Below are 18,672 nucleotides of genomic sequence, written 5' to 3' on the forward strand. Positions count from 1 at the left end.
GCCTTATTTGCCGGTGAACTGCATCATGTATTCGGAGAAGCGACCGGCCCCGTAGATCAGGCCGAAGCCCCAGGCGAAGGACGCAGCGAAGTTCGCGATCTGGAAGGGCCAGAACGGCATCTTCACGATGCCGGCGACGAGCGCGATCACCGCCCGGATGGGTCCGAAGAAATGGCCGATAGCGACGCCGAGCACGCCCCATTTCTCGAAGAAGTCGTGGCCACGCTGAAGCAGGGCCGGGTTGTTGCGGATCGGCCAGTGGTCATTGACGCGCGGGCCGAGGACGAGGCCGACCCAGTAAGAAATCCAGAAGCCCGAGGCCGCGCCGAGCGCTGCCGCAAGCGAGAGCGGCACGAGGTTGAGTCCGGAGGCGCCGGCGATCGCGCCGAAAGCGGTGAAGAACACTGTCGCCGGCACCAGCCAGGACAGGATCGCGACGCATTCGGCGAAGGCGATGAAGAAGACGATCGGCGCCGCCCAGTACTGGTTGACGCGCATGAACGCGACAAGCTCGTGCATCCATTGCTCAAGCTGGGGCATGGGCTGGCGATTCTCCTGAAGCCGGCGCGAACGATACCCGGAGCGATAGAGCAGAAGCGTCGCTTTTTCGCTACCAGTTAGCAGGCTGGCGGGGCGGGTTGCCTTCGCGGGTTGATTGCCTAGTGTTCGCGACGAACGGAAATAAGCCGCGCGCCGGAAGGCTGGCGACGGCAGGGGATGGGATATCCATGGAGTCCAAGGTCAGCCCGCCCGGCGATAGGGGCGCGGCAGCGGAGCAGCCGGCGGTCAGGCTCGCCGGCATCGACATCACCTTCCATCTCAAGGGCGGCAGCCGCTACCAGGCGGTGAAGGGCATCGACCTGTCCGTCGCGCCGGGCGAGTTCGTCTCGGTGGTCGGACCGACCGGCTGCGGCAAGTCGACCCTGCTCAATGCCGCCGCCGGTCTGCTGACGCCGTCCGCCGGCAAGGTCTCGATCTTCGGCCAGCCGCTGTCCGGCCTCAACCGCCGCGCCGGCTATCTCTTCCAGCAGGACGCGCTGATGCCGTGGAAGACGGCGCTCGACAACGTCAAGGTCGCGCTGGAGCCGATGGGCGTTTCGGATGCCGAAGCCGACAAGCGGGCGCGCGACTGGCTTGGGCGCGTCGGCCTGCGCGCCTTCGTCGAGCGCTATCCGCACATGCTCTCCGGCGGCCAGCGCAAGCGCGTGGCCCTCGCGCAGATGCTGATCCGCGATCCCGAGATCCTCCTGATGGACGAGCCCTTCGGGCCGCTCGACGCGCAGACCCGGCAGATCATGGGCAATCTCCTGCTCGATCTCTGGTCGAAGGACCGGAAGGCGCTGATCTTCGTGACGCACGATCTGGAGGAGGCGATCGCGCTCTCCGACCGGGTCGTGGTGATGACGGCCGGCCCCGCCGCCGGCATCGTCGCCGACTATCGCGTGCCGCTGGCGCGGCCGCGCGACATCGCCGAGATCAGGCTGGAGAAGGCCTTCCACGAGATCCATCGCGACATCTGGGCCTCGCTCAGGGTCGAGGTCCAGAAGGCCTATGCGATGGGCGAAGGCAAAGAACTGGTCGAGGGGGCCTCGTCATGAACCGCGTCAAGCTCCTCTCGCTCCAGATCCTGGTCATGATCGTCTTCCTGACGATCTGGCACATCGTCACCACCACCAGCCTGTTCGGCGACATCAAGACGACGCAGTTCTTCTTCTCGACCCCGGCCGACGTGCTGGCCCGGACCTGGAAGCAGCTCACCGGGGCAGATATCTACTACCATCTCGGCATCACCCTGACCGAGACGGTGCTCGCTTTCGTCATCGGCTCGGCGGCCGGCATCTTCTTCGGCTTCGCCTTCGCCCGGAACGAACTGCTGGCGGCGGTGTTCGATCCCTATATCAAGGCGGCGAACGCACTGCCGCGCGTCGTGCTGGCGCCGATCTTCGCGCTCTGGTTCGGCCTCGGCATCTGGTCGAAGGTGGCGCTCGGCTTCACGCTGGTGTTCTTCATCGTCTTCTTCAACGTCTACCAGGGCGTGCGCGAGGTCTCGCCGACCGTGCTGGCCAATGCCCGCATGCTGGGGATGAACGAGCGCCAGCTCTTCCGCCATGTCTACTGGCCCTCGGCGCTGACCTGGATGTTCTCCTCGCTGCACACTTCGGTCGGCTTCGCGCTGGTCGGCGCGGTGGTCGGCGAATATCTCGGGTCCTCGGCCGGACTGGGCTACAAGATCCACGAGGCCGAGAGCGTCTTCGACGTCACCGGCGTGTTCTCGGGCATGCTCATCCTGGCGATCTTCGTGATCCTGATCGATTCGATCGTGACGCTGGTCGAGAACCGGCTTCTGGTCTGGCGGCCGGGCCAGAGCTCGACCACCACGACGTAGGGTCAGCGTGACTTGATTTAAGGCCTTAACGAGCGCCATGCTCGCCCTTCCATCATCGGGGGCGATCATGGAACTCGATGTCTGCGATCGCATAACGACCGATCCGACGGCCGAGGACATAACCCGCGCCGTCGACCAGCGCGGCAACGATCCCGACTGGTTCATCACCCTCTCCGACGATGACGGCTATGTCGAAGCGGGGCTGGAAGGGAGAGGTCGGTTCCGGTTGGCCTACCACTCGGGCAAGGCGCGGTTCGATGCGGCCGAGACGGTCGATGCTCCGACGCTGAAGCGGATACTCGTCGCCTATCTCGGCGGCGACAAGACCTGGCGGGGCAAGCTGGCTTGGCAGCCCAAGGTCTCGCCTGCCAAGGCGGCCGAGGCTAGAGGCGAGCCGCCGACCTGGGCGGTGATAGCCGTCGTCGCCTCGCTGGCGCTGATCTTCGTGATCGTGGAGGTGCTGCCGGAGAGCTGGGTCGAACGGCTGCCTTTCGCCGGAACGACCATGGGTAATATCGCGCTGATCGCGCTGCCGATGGTGGTGATGGTCGCCGCCATGATCGTCAATGCGATGCTCAAGGTGCGGCGCGCCAGCAGCTGGTCGCAGGCGCCGGGGCGCATCATCCGCTCACAGATGGCCGTGCGGCGCCCGCCCGAGGGCAACGAGATCGGGACCGTCGTCAACGTTCCCGCCGTGACCTACTCCTTCTCGGTCGGCGGAGTGACCTATCAGGGCACGCGGGTCAGCCTTGGCGACATCAGCGGCAAATATGCGCAGGAGGCGCTGGCGCGCTATCCGGCGGGCAGGAACGTGACCGTCCATTACGACCCGGCCGATCCCAGCGACTCCGTTCTGGAGCGCGAGGCGCCGAAGGGCGCGGTCAAGGGTTGCGGCCTCGCGCTGCTCGTCGTCTTGCTCCTCGTCTGGGGGCTTTACTGGGTGGCGACCGAGGGGGCCGAAGTCCTCAAGGCGCGCATGCCGGATGCGGATGTCCCGGTGATGCTGTTCGCCGGCCTGTTCGGCGGCGCGGCGCTGCTGTTCTTCGTCGGCCACCGGCGCTATCTCGCCCGCGCCAATGCCTGGCCGGTCACTGCCGGGGAGGTCGTCTCCAGCACCGTAGAGCAGCGCCGCTCGACGCAGAACGGCAAGACGCACACGACCTATCTCCCTGTCGTCGAATTCGCCTACATCGTCGAGGGCAACCGCCTGCACAGCCGGCAGGTCAAGCTCGGCCTTGAGGTCTCGGGCTCGGCGAGTTTTGCGCAGGGCATCGCCGATCGCTATCCGGCCGGCTCGCCGGTCGAGGTGCATTACGATCCGCAGGACCCATCCAACGCGGCTTTGGAAAACCCGACGGGAACGAACTGGATCCTGCTCGGCGTCGCGCTCGCCTGCTTCGCGATCGCGCTCTATGCGAGCCGCATCTTCCGCTAGAGCATTTCCGCAATTCTTTGAATCGCGAAATTGCTCTAAGTCCTTGCTTTATCGCATTTTCTTCACGCGAACCGGTGTCCACTTCGCTCGAAAATGCTCTAGCCCGATTCGTCCGTGCTCTTCTGGCCCGGCGAGGCTCCGAGCATCCGTATCAGCTCGGCATAGCGCGGCATCAGCTCCTCGCGCCGCTGCATGTCGCGGTCGAACTGCTCCTGTTTGTCCGTCGTGCCGCCCTCGTCCTTTACTGCGGCGCCACCCTGGAACATCTCGTCGAGCGCATTGGCCATCGCGCGGTCGTTGAGCCAGACGAGCTCCTGCTGGAGCGCCGTGTACTCCGTCATCAGCTTGAAGCGCTTTTCGACCCAGCTCGGCTCGGCCGGGTCGTCCCCGCCGGCTCCTGGTGTCCGCCCGCTTGTGCTGCCCTGGGCGAGGGCGGCGCGAGCCTGGTCGGACAGATCGAGGATGACGGCATCGTCCCGATCGGGCGTTGCCGAGGTCACCGTGGCAGGCGAAGAGCTCGCACTATCCGGAGCCAGCACGCCAGAGGGCAGGCTCTGCGGAAGCTCATAGGGGGAAGGCGCAGTCCGGGCCGCTACTGCGTCCACCATGACCGTCTCCTGTTTCGTCCGTTCTGGTCGAAAGCCGTCGTCGAGGCATCGTCGGAAGTTGCTGCGACGGCCAGTGTGGAAGACCGGCTTTAACAAGCCTTGAATCTTTCCTGTCGCTTCCGCGGCGATCGGCCCCGGCTTCGCGCGCTGTGCATCGGCATGCCTGCGCTTGCCCCGCTTGCGGCAATGCGCCTATCTTCGTCGCGAAATCGCGCCTTTTTCGAAGCGCGTCATCGCTCAACCGGAGGAAACCGATGTTTTTCACTCGTCGTGCGGCGCTGGCCGCGCTCGCTGTCACCACGGCCCTCGGCCTCTCGCCGGCCTTCGCCCAGAATGCCGAGAAGTCCAAGCTGACGCTTGGCGTCGGCGGCAAGCAGCTGCTCTACTATCTCCCGCTGACCGTCGCGGAGAAGAAGGGCTTCTTCAAGGAGCAGGGGCTCGACGTCGAGATCAACGATTTCGGCGGGGGCGCCAAGTCGCTGCAGGCGCTGGTCGGCGGCTCGGTCGACGTCGTCACCGGTGCCTATGAGCACACCATCCGCATGCAGGCCAAGGGCCAGGACATCCGCGCCGTGATCGAGCTCGGGCGCTTCCCGGCGATCACCATTGCGGTACGCAAGGACCTTGCCGACAAGGTCAAGTCCGCGGCCGATTTCAAGGGCCTCAAGATCGGCGTCACCGCGCCCGGCTCCTCGACGGCGCTGACCGCGCAATACGCCATGGTCAAGGCGGGCCTGAAGGCGAGCGACGCCGCGATCATCGGCGTCGGCGCTGGCGCCAGCGCGGTCGCGGCGATCAAGCAGAAGCAGGTCGACGTGATCTCGCATCTCGACCCCGTCACCTCGAAGCTGGAATCGGACGGCGACATCGTCTCGCTGATCGACACCCGCACGGAGGCCGGTACCAAGGCGCTGTTCGGCGGCTCGAATCCGGCTGCGGTGCTCTATCTCAAGAACGACTTTGCCGAGAAGAACCCGGTGACGACGCAGAAACTCGTCAACGCGCTGATGAAGTCGCTGAAATGGCTGGAGACGGCCAAGCCCGAGGATGTCGCCGATCTCGTCCCGGCGGAATACCATCTCGGCGACAAGCCGCTCTACCTGACGGCGGTGAAGAACTCGCAGGAGAGCTATTCGCGCACCGGCATCCCGACCGCCGATGCGATGAAGAGCATGTACGACTCGCTCAAGCTGCTCGACCCCGAGCTGACGAACTCCAATGTCGACCTGACCAAGACCTTCATCGACTCGTTCGCGAAGAAGGCGGCTGCAGGCTCCTGATCTCGTTTCGGCGCGACGCCGACCAAGATGGCGCCGCTGCAAAGCGGCGCCATCTCCATTTGAGAGCGGCGCAACTGCACGCTGGACTTGCAGTCTCTACGGCGCGAGACTGTGTCCGATGACGCAAGGAGAGGTCAGATGACTGAGCGCTCCGAGATCAAGGGCTTGATCGAGAAGGCCTATGCCGCACGGGTAAAAGGTGATCTCGACGCGTTGATGACCTATTTCCATCCCGATTGCCGGTTTCAGCTCATGGGAGCGGCGGAGCGCGAGGCTATCTGCCGGCCGCTGGAAGGCTGCGTAGCGGTGCGCGGTCAGATGGCCGAGTTCATCGGCGCTTTCAGATTTACGAATTTCGAGACGCTGGATGTCGTCGTCGAAGGCGACCGAGCCGCCTATCACTGGCAGGCCGATGTGACCTTCGTGCCGACCGGCCGCACCGAAACTTTCCAGACGCTCGATCTGCTGAGTTTCGAGGACGGCAAGGTGCGCAGTCTCGCGCAGTTCACCGATACGGCCGGGGTAGCGCGCATCACGGCTGCTGCGGTGAGCTGAGCGCTTTCGTCATCGCTCCCATCACCGCTTTCAATTGGCGCGGGCCCCGCCAGCCATCTTGCCGTCATCGCGCAATTCCGGCCGCAAAACCGCTACGCACTTTTGCTGGAATTGCTTTAGGTTCGCCGCCTCGTCTCGTCGAAGGCTGGCCTACCCTCATGAACATCCTCTCGATCCAGTCCCATGTCGCCTATGGCCATGTCGGCAATGCCTCGGCTGTGTTCCCGATGCAGCGGCTCGGCGTCGAGGTCTGGCCGATCCACACCGTGCAGTTCTCGAACCACACCGGCTATGGCGCGTGGAAGGGGCAGGTCTTCGATGGTGCGACGATCGACGAGTTGATGACGGGCATCGGCGAGCGCGGCGTGCTCGCCAAATGCGACGGCGTGCTGTCAGGCTATATGGGCTCGGCCGATATCGGCCACGCCATCCTCTCGGCGGTGGCAAGAGTGCGCGAGGCGAATCCCAAGGCGAGGTATTGCTGCGATCCGGTGATCGGCGACGTCGGCCGCGGCGTCTTCGTCCGGCCGGGGATCCCCGAATTCATGCGCGAGCAGGCGGTACCGGCGGCCGACATCGTCACGCCGAACCAGTTCGAGCTGGAATTGCTCACCGATGTCGAGGTCAGGACGCTCGCCGACGCCCATCGCGCCGTCGAGGCGCTGCGTGATGCCGGGCCGAAGGTCGTGCTGGTGACCTCGCTGATCACCAACGAGACGCCGGCGGATTCGATCGACCTGATGGCGGCGGACGGGCAGGGGACGTACCGGGTGCGCACGCCGAAAATCGACATCAACATCAATGGTGCCGGCGATGCGATCGCGGCGCTGTTCTTCGTCCATTATCTGCGCGACGGCTCGGCGGCGAGCGCGCTCGGCAAGGCGGCCTCCTCGATCTACGGGCTGCTGAAGCGGACCAAGGAGGCAGGCTCGCGCGAGATCCTGACCGTGGCGGCGCAGGACGAGTTCGTCACGCCCTCGCAACTCTTCGCAGCCGAAGCGGTCTGACTGGTGCTGGTGCTTTCCTCAGCCCTCATCCTGAGGAGCCGCGCAGCGGCGTCTCGAAGGATGCTCCAGGAGGCTCCGGAACCAGCTGGAGCATCCTTCGAGACGCAGCCTTCGGCTGCTCCTCAGGATGAGGGCTCGCGTTGGATGCCGCGGAATATCATGGGCGTGCCATGAAGCTGCGCCTCGGCACCTTCAATGTCGAGAACCTGCTGACGCGCCATCGCTTCGAGCCCGGCGGGCGGACCGAGACGGCGGCGGCGATGTCGCTGTTCCATTTCCCGCGCGCCGACGAGCGCGACGCGGTCGAGCGCTCGCTCGCCGTCGCGCTCGAGGACGACAAGCGCCAGATGACGGCGCTCGCCATCGCCGAGGCCAATGCCGATCTCTGGATGCTGCAGGAGGTCGACTCGCTGGCGAGCCTGCAAGCCTTCTTCGCCAATTACGTCCACCGCATCGCCGACCATCGCTACGGCCATTTCACGCTGCTCGACGGCAATGACCGGCGCAATATCGATATCGGCTTCGCCGCACGGCGCGATCTGGTGAAGCCGCCGCAGGTCACGGTGCGCTCCTACAAGGGCATGAGCTTTGCGGACGCTGACGCGTTCTCGCCCGGGATCGCCGCCTTCGGCATCAATCCGCGCGACAAGGTCTTCGCCCGCGACTGCCTTGCGGTCGAGCTCGACTTCGGCGACCGGCGGCTCACCCTGTTCGGCTGCCATTTCAAGTCGATGAACAATGGCCGCGACGATGGCCGGCAGGCGACCTTGCCGATCCGCCGAGCCGAAGCGCTGGCGGTGAAGACGATCATCAAGGACTGGTTCGGTCCTGGCTGGCGCGAGGCGAACTGGGCGATCCTCGGCGATCTCAACGGCTACCAGATCGGGCTCGGGCCGCTCGCCGCTCCGGTCGACGAGGGCGACAGCGGCATCGAGCCGCTGCTGGAGGATTTCGCCGTCGATCCGATGGAGAGCCTGCCGCCGCATGAGCGCTGGACGCATTTCCGGCGCTACTGGTCGGAGGAGCGCCAGGCGCTGATCGACAGCCATATGCCGCTCGACCACATCCTGCTCTCGCCGGCGCTCGCTGCGGCCAATCCGAACCCGGCGATGCAGCTGATCCGGCGCGGCCTGCCGTACCGTGTGCCGCTCGATCCGCGCGAGGCCGATCGCTCGATGGCCAAGCTCGCCCTGACCTGCGACCGCTATCCGCGCGTCGGCTGGGACCGGCCCAAGGCCTCCGACCATTGCCCGCTGACGATCGAGCTTACCATTCCGAAGGAGACCGCATGAGCCGCCGCTTCGTCACGCTCGACGTGTTCACGGCAAGACCGCATGCGGGCAATCCGCTCGCCGTGGTGCTGGATAGCGAAGGACTGGACAGCGCGGCGATGCAGGCGATCGCCCGCGAGTTCAACCTGTCGGAGACGGTTTTTGTCGCGCCGCCGGCCAACCCCGCCCATCGCGCGGCAATCCGCATTTTCACGCCGGGGCAGGAGCTGCCCTTCGCCGGCCATCCGACGGTCGGCACCGCCGCGCTGCTGGCCCTGCGCGATGCGGCCGAGGGACGGGCGGCGGACAGGCTCGTGCTGGAGGAGAAGGTTGGGCTGGTGCCCTGCATGATCGAGCTCGGCAATGCGCGGAGCGCCCGCGCCACCTTCACTCTGCCGAAGCTGCCGGAGCAGATCGCGCAGCCGATCGCTGTTGCCGAGCTGGCGGAGGCGCTTGGGCTTGAACCCGCTGATCTCGGCTTCGAGGTGCATCGGCCGAGCGCCTTCTCGGCTGGCGTCGCCTATACGGTGGTTCCGGTTGCTGGCCGCGAGGCGATTGCCAAGGCGCGCGTCGCAGGAGCGTTCGAACGCGTGATGGCGCCGGCCCAGAACGGCAATGCCTTCCTCTATTGCCGCGAGACGGAGGAGGCCGGTCATCACTATCACGCCCGCATGTTCTGGCCCGAGGCCGGCGTGACCGAGGATCCGGCGACCGGCTCGGCCGTCGCCGCCTTCGCCGGCGCGATCATGGCGTTCGACCAGCCGGGCGATGGCGCGCACCGCCTCGTTATCGAGCAGGGCTACGAGATGGGCCGGCCCTCGCAGATCGAATTGACGCTGACGGTCGCGGGCGGCGCGCTCGCTTCGGCGACGATCGGCGGCGCGGCGGTGGTGATGAGCGAGGGCGTGCTGCTGTGAATGGTGTACTCGATGGCGAGATCGTCGCGCTCGATCGCGTCGACGCAAAGGTCGAAGCTTACGACTGGGCTTTCGCTCGCGAGCGCGCAGATGAGATCGCGGCGCATTGGGCTGCGATCAGCGCCGGCAAGCCCTCGATGTTCAACGGCCGCGTCATGCTGCAGCACCGCGCCGCGATCGAGGGCGGGGTGTTCCACGCCGGCTATTTCGAGGCTGATTACGCCGCTTTCCTGAGCTGGCGCGATTTCGGCCAGCCGGGGCCGGCGATCCGCAACGGCTTCGCCATGGCGGCGCTCAGGGCGGCCGACGGCGCCTTCCTGCTCGGGCGGATGGGCGACCACACTGCCAATCCGGGCAAGGTCTATTTCGCCGCCGGCACGCCCGACCGGGAGGATGCCCGCCCGGACGGCACGCTCGACCTTGCCGGCAGCGTCACCCGCGAGCTCTGCGAGGAGACCGGGCTGACGCTCGACGAGATTTCTGTCGAGGAGCGCTGGACCGCGGTGATTGTGCCAGGGCGAGTGGCCTTCATGCGCCCGGTCGGGATCGACCTGCCGGCTGACGAGGCGCGTGAAATGATGCTGGCGCGGATCGCACTGCAGGACGAGCCGGAGTTGTCCGACATCGTGATCGTCCGCAATCTCGCCGATTGCGCGGCTTATGACATGCCGCCCTTCATGATGCCCTATCTCACCCATATCTTCGGTGGTGAGTAATCCGTCTCCTGGATCTCGGTCGTCCCGGACAAGCGGCGAAGCCGCGCCGATCCGGGACCCATTCCTGAGCCTTTCCAAGAGAGGTTCAGGAATGTGTCCCGGGTCTTCGCTTCGCTCCGCCCGGGACGACCACTCTATTCGATCGATGCAGTAATGCTGAAAGGCCAGCCCATGATCGCGTCCGAAGTCCTTGCCCTGCCCACCGGCAACCCATTCGGGCGCGCCTGGGAGACGCCGTTCGGCCTGCCGCCGTTCGCCGAGATCACGCCCGAGCACATCAAGGCGGCCTATCCGGCTGCACTGGAGCAGCATCGGGCCGAGATCGAGGCGATCAAGGCCGAGAAGGCTGCGCCCAGCTTCGCCAATACGATCGAGGCGCTCGAACGCTCCGCCCGTGGCATGAGCCGGCTCGGCGGCGTGTTCTATAATCTCGCCGGGGCCGACACCAACGAGGCGCTGCAGGCGATCGAGCGCGAGATGTCGCCGGTGATGTCGCGGCACTGGTCGGCGATCATGATGGATCACGAGCTCTTCGCCCGCGTCGATGCGGTGTTCGACGCGCGCGAGACCCTCGGGCTGAGCGAGGAGCAGCTTCGCCTGCTGGAGCGGACGCATCGCGGCTTCATCCGCTCGGGCGCCAGGCTCGAAGGCGAGGCCAAGGCGAGGCTCGCCGCGATCAACGAGCGGCTGGCCGGCCTCGGCACCAGCTTCGGCCAGAACCTGCTCAAGGACGAGGCGAGCTATGCGCTGATCATCGAGAACGAGGCTGATCTCGATGGCCTGCCACCCTTCGTCGTCGCGGCGATGGCGCGCGCCGCTGCCGATCGTGGCCGGGAGGGCAAGCATGCGGTGACGCTGGCGCGCTCGATCATCGAGCCCTTCCTGACCTTCTCGACTAGGGCAGCGCTGCGCGAGCAGGCCTTCAGCGCCTGGAGCAAGCGCGGCGAGAATGGCGGCGAGACCGACAACCGCGCCATCGTCGCCGAGATGGTCAAGCTCCGGGCCGAGAAGGCAAAGCTGCTCGGCTTTGCCACCTTCGCCCATTTCAAGCTCGACGATTCCATGGCGAAGACGCCGGAGAACGTGCGCAATCTGCTCGAGCTGGTCTGGAAGCCGGCCCGCGCCCGCGCCGGGCAGGAGGCGGCCGATCTTGCCGCGCTCGCCCAGAGCGAAGGGGAGAACGCGCCGATCCGCCCGTCCGACTGGCGCTTCTACGCCGAGAAGGTCCGGCAGAAGACCTATGCGCTCGATGAGGCCGTGCTGAAGCCCTATCTCCAGCTCGACAGGATCATTGCCGCCGCCTTCGACACTGCCGGCAAGCTGTTCGGGCTGTCCTTCGCCGAGCGCCCGGACCTCAAGGGCTATCACCCGGATGTCCGTGTCTTCGAGGTGAGCGAGACCGCCACCGGCCGGCATATCGGCCTCTTCCTCGGCGATTATTTCGCCCGCGCCTCGAAGCGCTCCGGCGCCTGGATGAGCGCCTATCGTGGCCAGCGCAATTTCGACGGCGAGGTCCGCCCCATCATCGTCAACGTCTGCAACTTCGCCAAGCCGGCCGAAGGCAAGCCGGCGCTGCTCTCGATCGACGATGCCCGCACGCTCTTCCACGAGTTCGGCCATGCCCTGCACGGCCTGCTCTCGGATGTGCATTACGGCTCGCTCGCCGGCACCTCGGTCTCGCGCGACTTCGTCGAACTGCCCTCGCAGCTCTACGAGCACTGGTTCCTCACCAGGGAGGTCATGCAGCGCTTCTGCCTGCATGCCGAGACCGGAGAGCCGATCCCGGATGCGCTGATCGAGAAGATCAAGCGGGCGCAGACCTTCAACCAGGGCTTCGCGACGGTGGAGTACACCTCATCGGCGCTGGTCGATCTTGCCTTCCACTCGCTGGAGGCGCCGGCGGAGGTCGATCCGCTCGCCTTCGAGGCGAAGGAGCTGGCGCGGATCGGCATGCCCGCCGAGATCACCATGCGCCATCGCACGCCGCATTTCTCGCATGTGTTCTCGGGCGACGGCTATTCGGCCGGCTATTACAGCTATCTCTGGTCGGAGGTGATGGACGCCGACGCCTTCAACGCCTTCATCGAGGCGGGCAACGTCTTCGCCCCGGAAGTCGCCGGCAAGCTCAAGCGCTACATCTATTCGGCCGGCGACACGCGCGATCCGGCCGAGGCTTATACGCTGTTCAGGGGCCGCCTGCCGACGCCGGACGCGCTCCTGGAGAAGCGGGGGCTGGCGGCCTGAGCTTCCTTCTCCCCCGAGAGCAGAGGGATCAGCCGGCCGGATAGCCGAACTTTGCTCGCGTGGCGCGGATCTGGGAGGTCGCACCGGCATCGTTGCCCGCAGCGCAGCTCTTTCGGGCCGTGTCGATCTCGGCGCTGACGCGGGTGTGGACGCCCTTGGTGGTGTGGCCGGTCTGCAAATCGTTGTCCATCACCGCCTGGAAGCGATCGACCTCGCCAGCGCAGCCCGAGCCGGTCGGCATCCGGAAGGTGTTGGGCGTGACGCCGGTCGGCGCCTGCTCGGGCGATGGTGCCGGCGGGGGAGCAGCCGTTTGGCAGGCGGCGAGGGAGAGGCCGAGGGCGGCGGCGAAGAAGGCAACGCGCATAAGCGGAGCTCCGGCTGGTCGGACCGGAACCATGGTTGATTCCATTCGCGAGGCAAAGGTCCCCGATGGAACGGATCTGATCGCTCAGTCCTCACTGGGCATGAAGAAGGCGACGATGGTGAACACGGCTGCTGCCATGGCCGCCAGCCAGATCGCCGCCAGTCCGACATGCCTGTGGGCATAGGCGCCGAGCAGCGCGCCGGCGAGCAGGCTTAGCCAGAGCACGAAATGGCGCAGGAAGGCGCGCTTGGGGCCGCCCAGCAGCGCGCCGGCGAGGCGCTGGCCCATCTTGACCAGCGTGCCGGTCATGTAGGTCAGGCCGATCGTGACCTCGCCGTCGCGCTGGAAGACGGCGTTCTCGGCACCCATCGCCAGAGCGAGGGTGCCGGCGGCGGCTATCGCCAGCCCGGCGCCGTAGAGACCGGCCGAAAGCGCCAGCGCCAGCGTGACGAAGGCGAGCACGGCAGCCTGACGCCGGTGCTTGCCGACATGGCCGACGAGCGAGCCGCAGATCACCCCGACGACGAAGAGAAGGATGATCATGCCGGCCACCAGGACGCCGTCCAAGCGACCTTCCACCAGCTCGATGCCGAGGCGGGTGGTGTTGCCGGTCATGAACGAGACGAAGAAGCCGCCGATGTTCAGGAAGCCGAGGGCGTCGACGAAGCCGGCGAGCCCCGAGAGGCCCAAGGCGAGTCCGACGGCTGGACGATCATAGCGCAACACAGGCAAACCACTCCGGTTAGGCAGGTCGGCCCTGCGTGCTGAGAACCCGCCTGGAAACTCCCCCGAGCCCTCATCCTGAGGAGCCATTCCGTTGGGAATGGCGTCTCGAAGGATGCTCCAGTAGACTCCGGAACCATCTGGAGCATCCTTCGAGACGGCCGCTGACGCGGCCTCCTCAGGATGAGGGCTGAGTTTCCAAACAGACTCTTAGAGCCTCTTACTCCCGTCACAATTCGACGGAACCCTGATTGTCATGACCGTGCTGCATACCACCGAGCTCGAAGTCTTCGCCGACTACTTCCAGTTCTATCTCCAGGACGAGGCGGTCGATGAGGATTGGGGGACGTTCTGGACCGATGAGACGGTGGAGCGGATGCTCGCCGTGGGCGACTGCTCGGTCGGCATCGCCACCGCGAGGAATATGAACGTACCCGTCGTGCTCTCGGTCCATGATGAGGCGCCGGAGGCCGATTTCGGCGAATGGGAGCTGGTCAACGAGTGCTCCTTCCGCGCGCGTTCGGGCCAGATGATGCTGATCGGCTGCACGGAAGGGGCGCCACAGGAGCGGGCCCGCTTCTCGCTGGCGCCCGGGAGCTACCGTTTGCGGGTCTCCTATGTCGGCCTCGACGACCTGAGCGATGACGGGCTGGAGGGGGACGACTTCTACCGGTTGCAGGTCTGGCCGGGGCCGTTCGGCGAGACCAGGACGCTGAAGGAGCGGGCCGGGGCGGCTGGATGAAGTGCGCGGGGAACCCCTCTCCCGGATGGGAGAGGGGCAGGGGTGAGGGCCCGCCGCTGATCATCTGAACGCAGCAGCGCCGCTGCGGCCTAGCCAGTTAGGGCAGGCCCTCATCCGGCGCTCCGCGCCACCTTCTCCCATCCGGGAGAAGGAAGAGGGGGCAGCGCACGAACGTTCAAGACCTTAGAGGCTTGCCTTCCTATCCTCCGATCCGGTAGACAGCCCAAGTCGTCGAGAGGATCGTTCGTGGCCGCATCCGCCACCCATGCCGAGAGCCTGAACCGCGCCGCTGCGCGGACGGCCGGCCTGTGTGTCCCGTCACGCGCCCCCTCGCTCCTTGGTCAGCTGCTTCTTCTTACCTGCCCCTGAGGGCCGGCCGGGCACGTGTGCCTGGGCGCTCAGGGGATGACGGGAACCAAGCTCCAGACCTCGCGCGCCAGCCCGAACCGAAATGCGGCGCGCCCTGACCAGGGACAAGACCGATGAGCAATGCAGGCAACACCGTGTCCGCCAAGGACCGCGTCCTGATCTTCGACACCACCTTGCGCGATGGCGAGCAATGCCCGGGCGCGACCATGACCTTCGAGGAGAAGCTCGAGGTCGCCGACATGCTGGACATGATGGGCGTCGACATCATCGAGGCCGGCTTCCCGATCGCCTCGGAGGGCGATTTCGAGGCTGTTTCCGCTATCGCCGGCCGGATAAAGCGCGCGACCGTCGCGGGCCTCGCCCGCGCCATCCCCGCCGATATCGCCCGCGCCGGCGAGGCGGTGCGCCATGCCGCCAGGCCGCGCATCCACACCTTCGTCTCGACCTCGCCGATCCATCTGCAGCACCAGATGCGCAAGAGCGAGGAGGAGGTGCTGGAGATCATCACCCGGACGGTGACGCAGGCGCGCAACCTGGTCGAAGACGTCGAATGGTCGGGCATGGATGCGACCCGCACGCCGATCGACTATCTCTGCCGGGCGGTCGAGACCGCGATCAAAGCCGGCGCGACCACGATCAACCTGCCCGATACGGTCGGCTACGCCACGCCGGACGAATACCGCGCCATGTTCAAGGCGGTGCGCGAGCGCGTACCCAATGCCGACAAGGCGACCTTCTCGGCGCATTGTCACAATGATCTGGGTCTTGCCGTCGCCAATTCGCTGGCGGCGATCGAGGGCGGGGCGCGCCAGGTCGAGTGCACGATCAACGGCATCGGCGAGCGCGCCGGCAATGCGGCGCTGGAGGAGATCGTGATGGCGCTGCGGGTGCGCGGCGACGTGATGCCCTACGACACCGGCATCGACGCGACCTATCTGATGCGCGCCTCGAAGGCGGTCTCGAGCGCCTGCTCCTTCCCGGTGCAGTACAACAAGGCGATCGTCGGCCGGAACGCTTTTGCCCATGAAAGCGGCATCCACCAGGACGGCATGCTGAAGCACCAGCAGACCTACGAGATCATGACCCCGGCCTCGGTCGGCGTAACCAAGACCTCGCTGGTGATGGGCAAGCATTCCGGCCGCGCCGCCTTCCGCTCGAAGCTGACCGAGATGGGCTACACGCTCGGCGACAACCAGCTGGAGGACGCCTTCACCCGCTTCAAGGCGCTCGCCGACCGCAAGAAGCATGTCTATGACGAGGATATCGAGGCGCTGGTCGACGAGAACCTCGCCACCGCCCATGACCGCGTGAAGCTGGTCTCGCTGACGGTGATCGCCGGCACGCGCGGCCCGCAGCGCGCCATGCTGAAGCTCGACATCGACGGCCGGGTCGTGGCCGAGGAGGCCGAGGGCAACGGGCCGATCGATGCGGTGTTCAACGCGGTCAAGGCGCTGGTGCCGCATGAAGCGGTGCTGGAGCTCTACGACGTCCATGCCGTCACCGAGGGCACCGATGCTCAAGCCGAGGTCACCGTACGCCTCGGCCAGAACGGCGCGGCCGTAACCGGGCGCGGCGCCGATCCCGATACGCTGGTCTCGTCCTGCAAGGCCTATCTGGCGGCGCTCAACAAGCTGGTCGCGCGCGGCAGCCGCGTGCACGCGCAGGCAGCGGAGTAATCTTCGGGTGTCGAAGCCGGAGCCGCTGTGCCGTGCTGTGACCAGCGCGGCACAGCGGCTCATTTTTTGCTTTCCACAGGAACAAAGTCTGGATTCGCAAAACGGGTGTCGCTCTCATGGGCACTTGGGATCACCGCGAGACGTTCCTGATGAACCTGCTGCGCCTTATCTCGGTCAGCGCATTTGCCATGTTGGCCGCCTGTCCCGCCGTGGCCTATGCGCCGGCCGTGCCGCCGGAGCGGGCCGAACGGGTCCAGGAACGCCTGCGCATCTGCATGGGTCCCATCGAGGCCGGCAGCGCCGAGCGGCGAGCGGCCTGCGACGAGAGCCTGACCGGCGAGTTCAACCGCGCCGTTCGCGCCGATCTGCTCGCCAGCCGCGGCTGGATTTCCGAGGCCGAGAATGCCCTCAATGAGGCGCTGCGCGATTTCGATGCGGCGCTCAAGGCAGTGCCGAATCATCTGGCCGCCATGCGTGGCCGGGCGCACACCTTGTCCGAGCTCGGCCGGCATGCCGAAGCGGCAGCGCTGATCGAGCGGGCGATGGTCCTCGGCGGGCGCGCGACGCTGCTGGCCGACCGGGCCCTGCTGCGCGAGCGCGCCGGCAACATCGCCGGAGCGCGCGCCGATCTCGACGATGCGATCGCCCTCGATCCGTCCAATAGCTGGGCGCGCGGTACGCGGGCGCGGTTCCGGCAGGACGAGGGCGCGCATGAGGCGGCGCTCACCGATTTCGATGCCGCCCTGGCGTTGGAACCGGAGGTCACCTCCTATCATTACCGGCGCGGGCTCTCGCTTGTCGCATTGGCGCGGCCGCGCGAGGCGGTTGCCGCCTTCGACGGCGCCCTGCGGCTGGAGCCGACCGTCGTGCAGGTCTGGCTGGAGCGCGGGCGGGCTTTCGAAGCGCTCGGGCATGAGGGCCCGGCGCTCGCCAGCTATGAGCGGGCTCTGCGCCTTGACGGCCGGCACGAGGCATCGCTGTCCCGGCGCGCCTTCCTGTTGCAGCGCATGGGCCGCGCCGAGGACGCGATTGCGGCCTATGACCGGCTGCTCGCGGTCCAACCCCACGCTGCCTTCGGCCTCAACAATCGCGCCGGCCTGCTTGCCGGGCTCGGCCGGCGCGAAGAGGCGTTGCGCGACCTCGACCGCGCCATCGCGCTCGTCCCGGGCGACGGGAATGCGCTGCGCAACCGCGCGCAGCTCCTGCTGCAGCTCGGCCGCAACGACAAGGCATTGCGCGATCTCGACCGGGCCGGTCCCGGCCATGATGCCGGCGCTTGGCATGGCATGCGCGGCGACGCGCTGCTGGCGCTCGGCCGGCCGGTCCCGGCGCTGGCGGCGTATCGCGCCGCGCTCGCGCTGAAGCCGCAGGATCACGCCACCCTGTTCGGCTTCGGGCTGGCGCAGGAGATCCACGGCGATCGCAGCGCCGCCGCCGCCGCCTATGGCGCGCTGCTCGCGGTCGATCCGGAGCATGAAGGGGCGCTCGAGCGGCGCGAGGAGCTGCTGCCGGCGCTCGGCCGCTCGATCGAGGTCTGGCCGGCGCGCCTCGCCGGGCTGTGGCGGAGCGCCAGCGATCGCTATACGCGGGAGCGTGCCGCGCTCCAGGGCGCCTATCGCGCGTTGCGGCCGCAGCCGCAGGCGGCCCTGGTTGCCTTGCCCGTCCCGCCCAATCCGCTGGCGGCGCTCGATGCCGCGCTGGCGCTCGACGCCTTCGACGTGCCGCGCCTGATCCGGCGAGCCCAGTACAGCATCGGCCAGCCGCAGCGCGAGGCGCAGGCGCGGGCCGACCTTGCCGTCGCCCTGCTGCTCGAGCCGGATAACCCGTCAGCACTGGTGCAGCGCGCCCGGCTGAATTTCCGCGACGGCGCCTTCGTTGCGGCGCAGGCCGATGCGGATGCAGCGCTGCGCAGCGAGCCGCGCTCGATCGAGGCGCTGTTCCAGCGGGCGAGGGCGTTGACGGCGCGCGGCCAGCTCGGCGCCGCGCTCAAGGCCTATGACGATGTCGTCGCGGTCGCGCCCGCCAATGCCGCGGCCCTGCTCAACCGGGCGCTGCTGCTGCAGCATGCGCGCGAATATGAGCGGGCGCTGGCCGATCTCGACGCTGCCGTCGCGGCTGACCGAGCCGATCCGGATGGCTGGGTGGCGCGTGCTGCATTGCGCACGGCGCTCGGCCAGACCGATGCGGCGATCGCCGATTTCGACCGGGCGCTGTCGCTCGACGCACGGCTCGGCCAGGCCTGGTACGGCCGCGCTTTGGCGCATCAGCGCCGCGGCGATGCGGCGGAGGCGGCGGCCGATTTCGCCAGGGCCAAGGCGCTCGACGCACAGGCCGAGGAGCGCTACCGCGCCTTCGGCGTGGTGCCCTGAGGCGCTTCGG

General features: G+C 67.0%; 17 protein-coding genes. 13 read left to right on the forward strand and 4 right to left on the reverse strand.

The features are described 5' to 3' along the window. Positions 1-3: 3 nt before the first annotated feature. Positions 4-540: a DedA family protein gene (locus CXY91_RS22035; RefSeq protein WP_091840621.1), complete on the reverse strand. Its 537-nt coding sequence runs from the start codon at positions 538-540 to the stop codon at positions 4-6. 188 nt (positions 541-728) lie between these two features. On the opposite strand from CXY91_RS22035, the gene CXY91_RS22040 reads away from it, so the two are divergent. The 3 genes from CXY91_RS22040 to CXY91_RS22050 are packed head-to-tail and all read left to right on the forward strand — an operon-like array spanning position 729 to position 3,821. Beyond that, on the forward strand, positions 729-1,598 hold the full coding sequence (locus CXY91_RS22040; protein ID WP_100963377.1) for an ABC transporter ATP-binding protein: 870 nt from the start codon (positions 729-731) through the stop codon (positions 1,596-1,598). Further along, positions 1,595-2,386, forward strand: a complete 792-nt coding sequence (locus CXY91_RS22045) for an ABC transporter permease (protein WP_091840627.1) — start codon at positions 1,595-1,597, stop codon at positions 2,384-2,386. Before CXY91_RS22040 ends, CXY91_RS22045 begins: the two co-directional genes overlap by 4 nt. 37 nt (positions 2,387-2,423) lie before the next feature. Then, complete coding sequence (locus tag CXY91_RS22050) at positions 2,424-3,821, forward strand: DUF3592 domain-containing protein (RefSeq protein ID WP_100963379.1); 1,398 nt, start codon at positions 2,424-2,426, stop codon at positions 3,819-3,821. A 98-nt stretch (positions 3,822-3,919) separates the two neighbouring features. On the opposite strand, the gene CXY91_RS22055 is transcribed toward CXY91_RS22050, so the two are convergent. Beyond that, entirely contained in the window at positions 3,920-4,429 is a 510-nt protein-coding gene (locus tag CXY91_RS22055) for a hypothetical protein (protein ID WP_158673543.1), read from the reverse strand. Positions 4,430-4,683: 254 nt separating this feature from the next. Here CXY91_RS22055 and CXY91_RS22060 point away from each other — a divergent pair, with 254 nt between their 5' ends. The 7 genes from CXY91_RS22060 (at position 4,684) to CXY91_RS22090 (ending at position 12,419) form a co-directional block, all read left to right on the forward strand. Then, on the forward strand, positions 4,684-5,709 hold the full coding sequence (locus CXY91_RS22060; protein ID WP_100963383.1) for an ABC transporter substrate-binding protein: 1,026 nt from the start codon (positions 4,684-4,686) through the stop codon (positions 5,707-5,709). A gap of 138 nt (positions 5,710-5,847) precedes the next feature. Beyond that, positions 5,848-6,264 (forward strand): nuclear transport factor 2 family protein, encoded by a 417-nt coding sequence (locus CXY91_RS22065; protein ID WP_100963385.1) that lies wholly within the window; start codon positions 5,848-5,850, stop codon positions 6,262-6,264. A gap of 158 nt (positions 6,265-6,422) precedes the next feature. Then, entirely contained in the window at positions 6,423-7,271 is an 849-nt protein-coding gene (pdxY, locus tag CXY91_RS22070; protein ID WP_100963387.1) for a pyridoxal kinase PdxY, read from the forward strand. A gap of 170 nt (positions 7,272-7,441) precedes the next feature. Then, positions 7,442-8,563, forward strand: a complete 1,122-nt coding sequence (locus CXY91_RS22075; RefSeq protein WP_158673544.1) for an endonuclease/exonuclease/phosphatase family protein — start codon at positions 7,442-7,444, stop codon at positions 8,561-8,563. Next, complete coding sequence (locus CXY91_RS22080) at positions 8,560-9,459, forward strand: PhzF family phenazine biosynthesis protein (protein WP_100963391.1); 900 nt, start codon at positions 8,560-8,562, stop codon at positions 9,457-9,459. The genes CXY91_RS22075 and CXY91_RS22080 overlap by 4 nt, the downstream gene beginning before the upstream one ends. Then, entirely contained in the window at positions 9,456-10,175 is a 720-nt protein-coding gene (locus tag CXY91_RS22085) for an NUDIX hydrolase (protein ID WP_248307596.1), read from the forward strand. Before CXY91_RS22080 ends, CXY91_RS22085 begins: the two co-directional genes overlap by 4 nt. A 171-nt stretch (positions 10,176-10,346) precedes the next feature. Continuing rightward, positions 10,347-12,419, forward strand: coding sequence for a M3 family metallopeptidase (locus CXY91_RS22090; protein WP_100963461.1), 2,073 nt, complete (start codon positions 10,347-10,349; stop codon positions 12,417-12,419). Positions 12,420-12,447: 28 nt separating this feature from the next. On the opposite strand, the gene CXY91_RS22095 is transcribed toward CXY91_RS22090, so the two are convergent. Both CXY91_RS22095 and CXY91_RS22100 read right to left on the reverse strand, forming a co-directional pair. Continuing rightward, on the reverse strand, positions 12,448-12,783 hold the full coding sequence (locus CXY91_RS22095; protein ID WP_091840652.1) for a hypothetical protein: 336 nt from the start codon (positions 12,781-12,783) through the stop codon (positions 12,448-12,450). A gap of 84 nt (positions 12,784-12,867) precedes the next feature. Beyond that, positions 12,868-13,509: a YoaK family protein gene (locus CXY91_RS22100; protein ID WP_248307597.1), complete on the reverse strand. Its 642-nt coding sequence runs from the start codon at positions 13,507-13,509 to the stop codon at positions 12,868-12,870. 253 nt (positions 13,510-13,762) lie between these two features. On the opposite strand from CXY91_RS22100, the gene CXY91_RS22105 reads away from it, so the two are divergent. From CXY91_RS22105 to CXY91_RS22115, 3 genes are all read left to right on the forward strand, one after another. Next, positions 13,763-14,248 (forward strand): hypothetical protein, encoded by a 486-nt coding sequence (locus CXY91_RS22105; protein ID WP_100963395.1) that lies wholly within the window; start codon positions 13,763-13,765, stop codon positions 14,246-14,248. A gap of 482 nt (positions 14,249-14,730) precedes the next feature. Further along, positions 14,731-16,293: a 2-isopropylmalate synthase gene (locus CXY91_RS22110; RefSeq protein WP_100963397.1), complete on the forward strand. Its 1,563-nt coding sequence runs from the start codon at positions 14,731-14,733 to the stop codon at positions 16,291-16,293. 116 nt (positions 16,294-16,409) lie between these two features. Then, positions 16,410-18,662, forward strand: coding sequence for a tetratricopeptide repeat protein (locus CXY91_RS22115; protein WP_100963399.1), 2,253 nt, complete (start codon positions 16,410-16,412; stop codon positions 18,660-18,662). Positions 18,663-18,672 lie beyond the last annotated feature (10 nt).

The organism is Allobosea sp. FBZP-16, from assembly GCF_002831785.1.
Taxonomy (GTDB): Bacteria; Pseudomonadota; Alphaproteobacteria; order Rhizobiales; family Beijerinckiaceae; genus Allobosea; species Allobosea lupini.

Coding starts and splice junctions, on each gene's coding strand:
- CXY91_RS22095 (WP_091840652.1), bottom strand. CDS start 12,783: ATGCGCGTTGCCTTCTTCGCCGCCGCCCTCGGCCTCTCCCTCGCCGCC.
- pdxY (WP_100963387.1), top strand. CDS start 6,423: ATGAACATCCTCTCGATCCAGTCCCATGTCGCCTATGGCCATGTCGGC.
- CXY91_RS22110 (WP_100963397.1), top strand. CDS start 14,731: ATGAGCAATGCAGGCAACACCGTGTCCGCCAAGGACCGCGTCCTGATC.
- CXY91_RS22075 (WP_158673544.1), top strand. CDS start 7,442: ATGAAGCTGCGCCTCGGCACCTTCAATGTCGAGAACCTGCTGACGCGC.
- CXY91_RS22065 (WP_100963385.1), top strand. CDS start 5,848: ATGACTGAGCGCTCCGAGATCAAGGGCTTGATCGAGAAGGCCTATGCC.
- CXY91_RS22115 (WP_100963399.1), top strand. CDS start 16,410: ATGGGCACTTGGGATCACCGCGAGACGTTCCTGATGAACCTGCTGCGC.
- CXY91_RS22035 (WP_091840621.1), bottom strand. CDS start 540: ATGCCCCAGCTTGAGCAATGGATGCACGAGCTTGTCGCGTTCATGCGC.
- CXY91_RS22060 (WP_100963383.1), top strand. CDS start 4,684: ATGTTTTTCACTCGTCGTGCGGCGCTGGCCGCGCTCGCTGTCACCACG.
- CXY91_RS22045 (WP_091840627.1), top strand. CDS start 1,595: ATGAACCGCGTCAAGCTCCTCTCGCTCCAGATCCTGGTCATGATCGTC.
- CXY91_RS22040 (WP_100963377.1), top strand. CDS start 729: ATGGAGTCCAAGGTCAGCCCGCCCGGCGATAGGGGCGCGGCAGCGGAG.
- CXY91_RS22080 (WP_100963391.1), top strand. CDS start 8,560: ATGAGCCGCCGCTTCGTCACGCTCGACGTGTTCACGGCAAGACCGCAT.
- CXY91_RS22050 (WP_100963379.1), top strand. CDS start 2,424: ATGCTCGCCCTTCCATCATCGGGGGCGATCATGGAACTCGATGTCTGC.
- CXY91_RS22090 (WP_100963461.1), top strand. CDS start 10,347: ATGATCGCGTCCGAAGTCCTTGCCCTGCCCACCGGCAACCCATTCGGG.
- CXY91_RS22055 (WP_158673543.1), bottom strand. CDS start 4,429: ATGGTGGACGCAGTAGCGGCCCGGACTGCGCCTTCCCCCTATGAGCTT.
- CXY91_RS22105 (WP_100963395.1), top strand. CDS start 13,763: ATGACCGTGCTGCATACCACCGAGCTCGAAGTCTTCGCCGACTACTTC.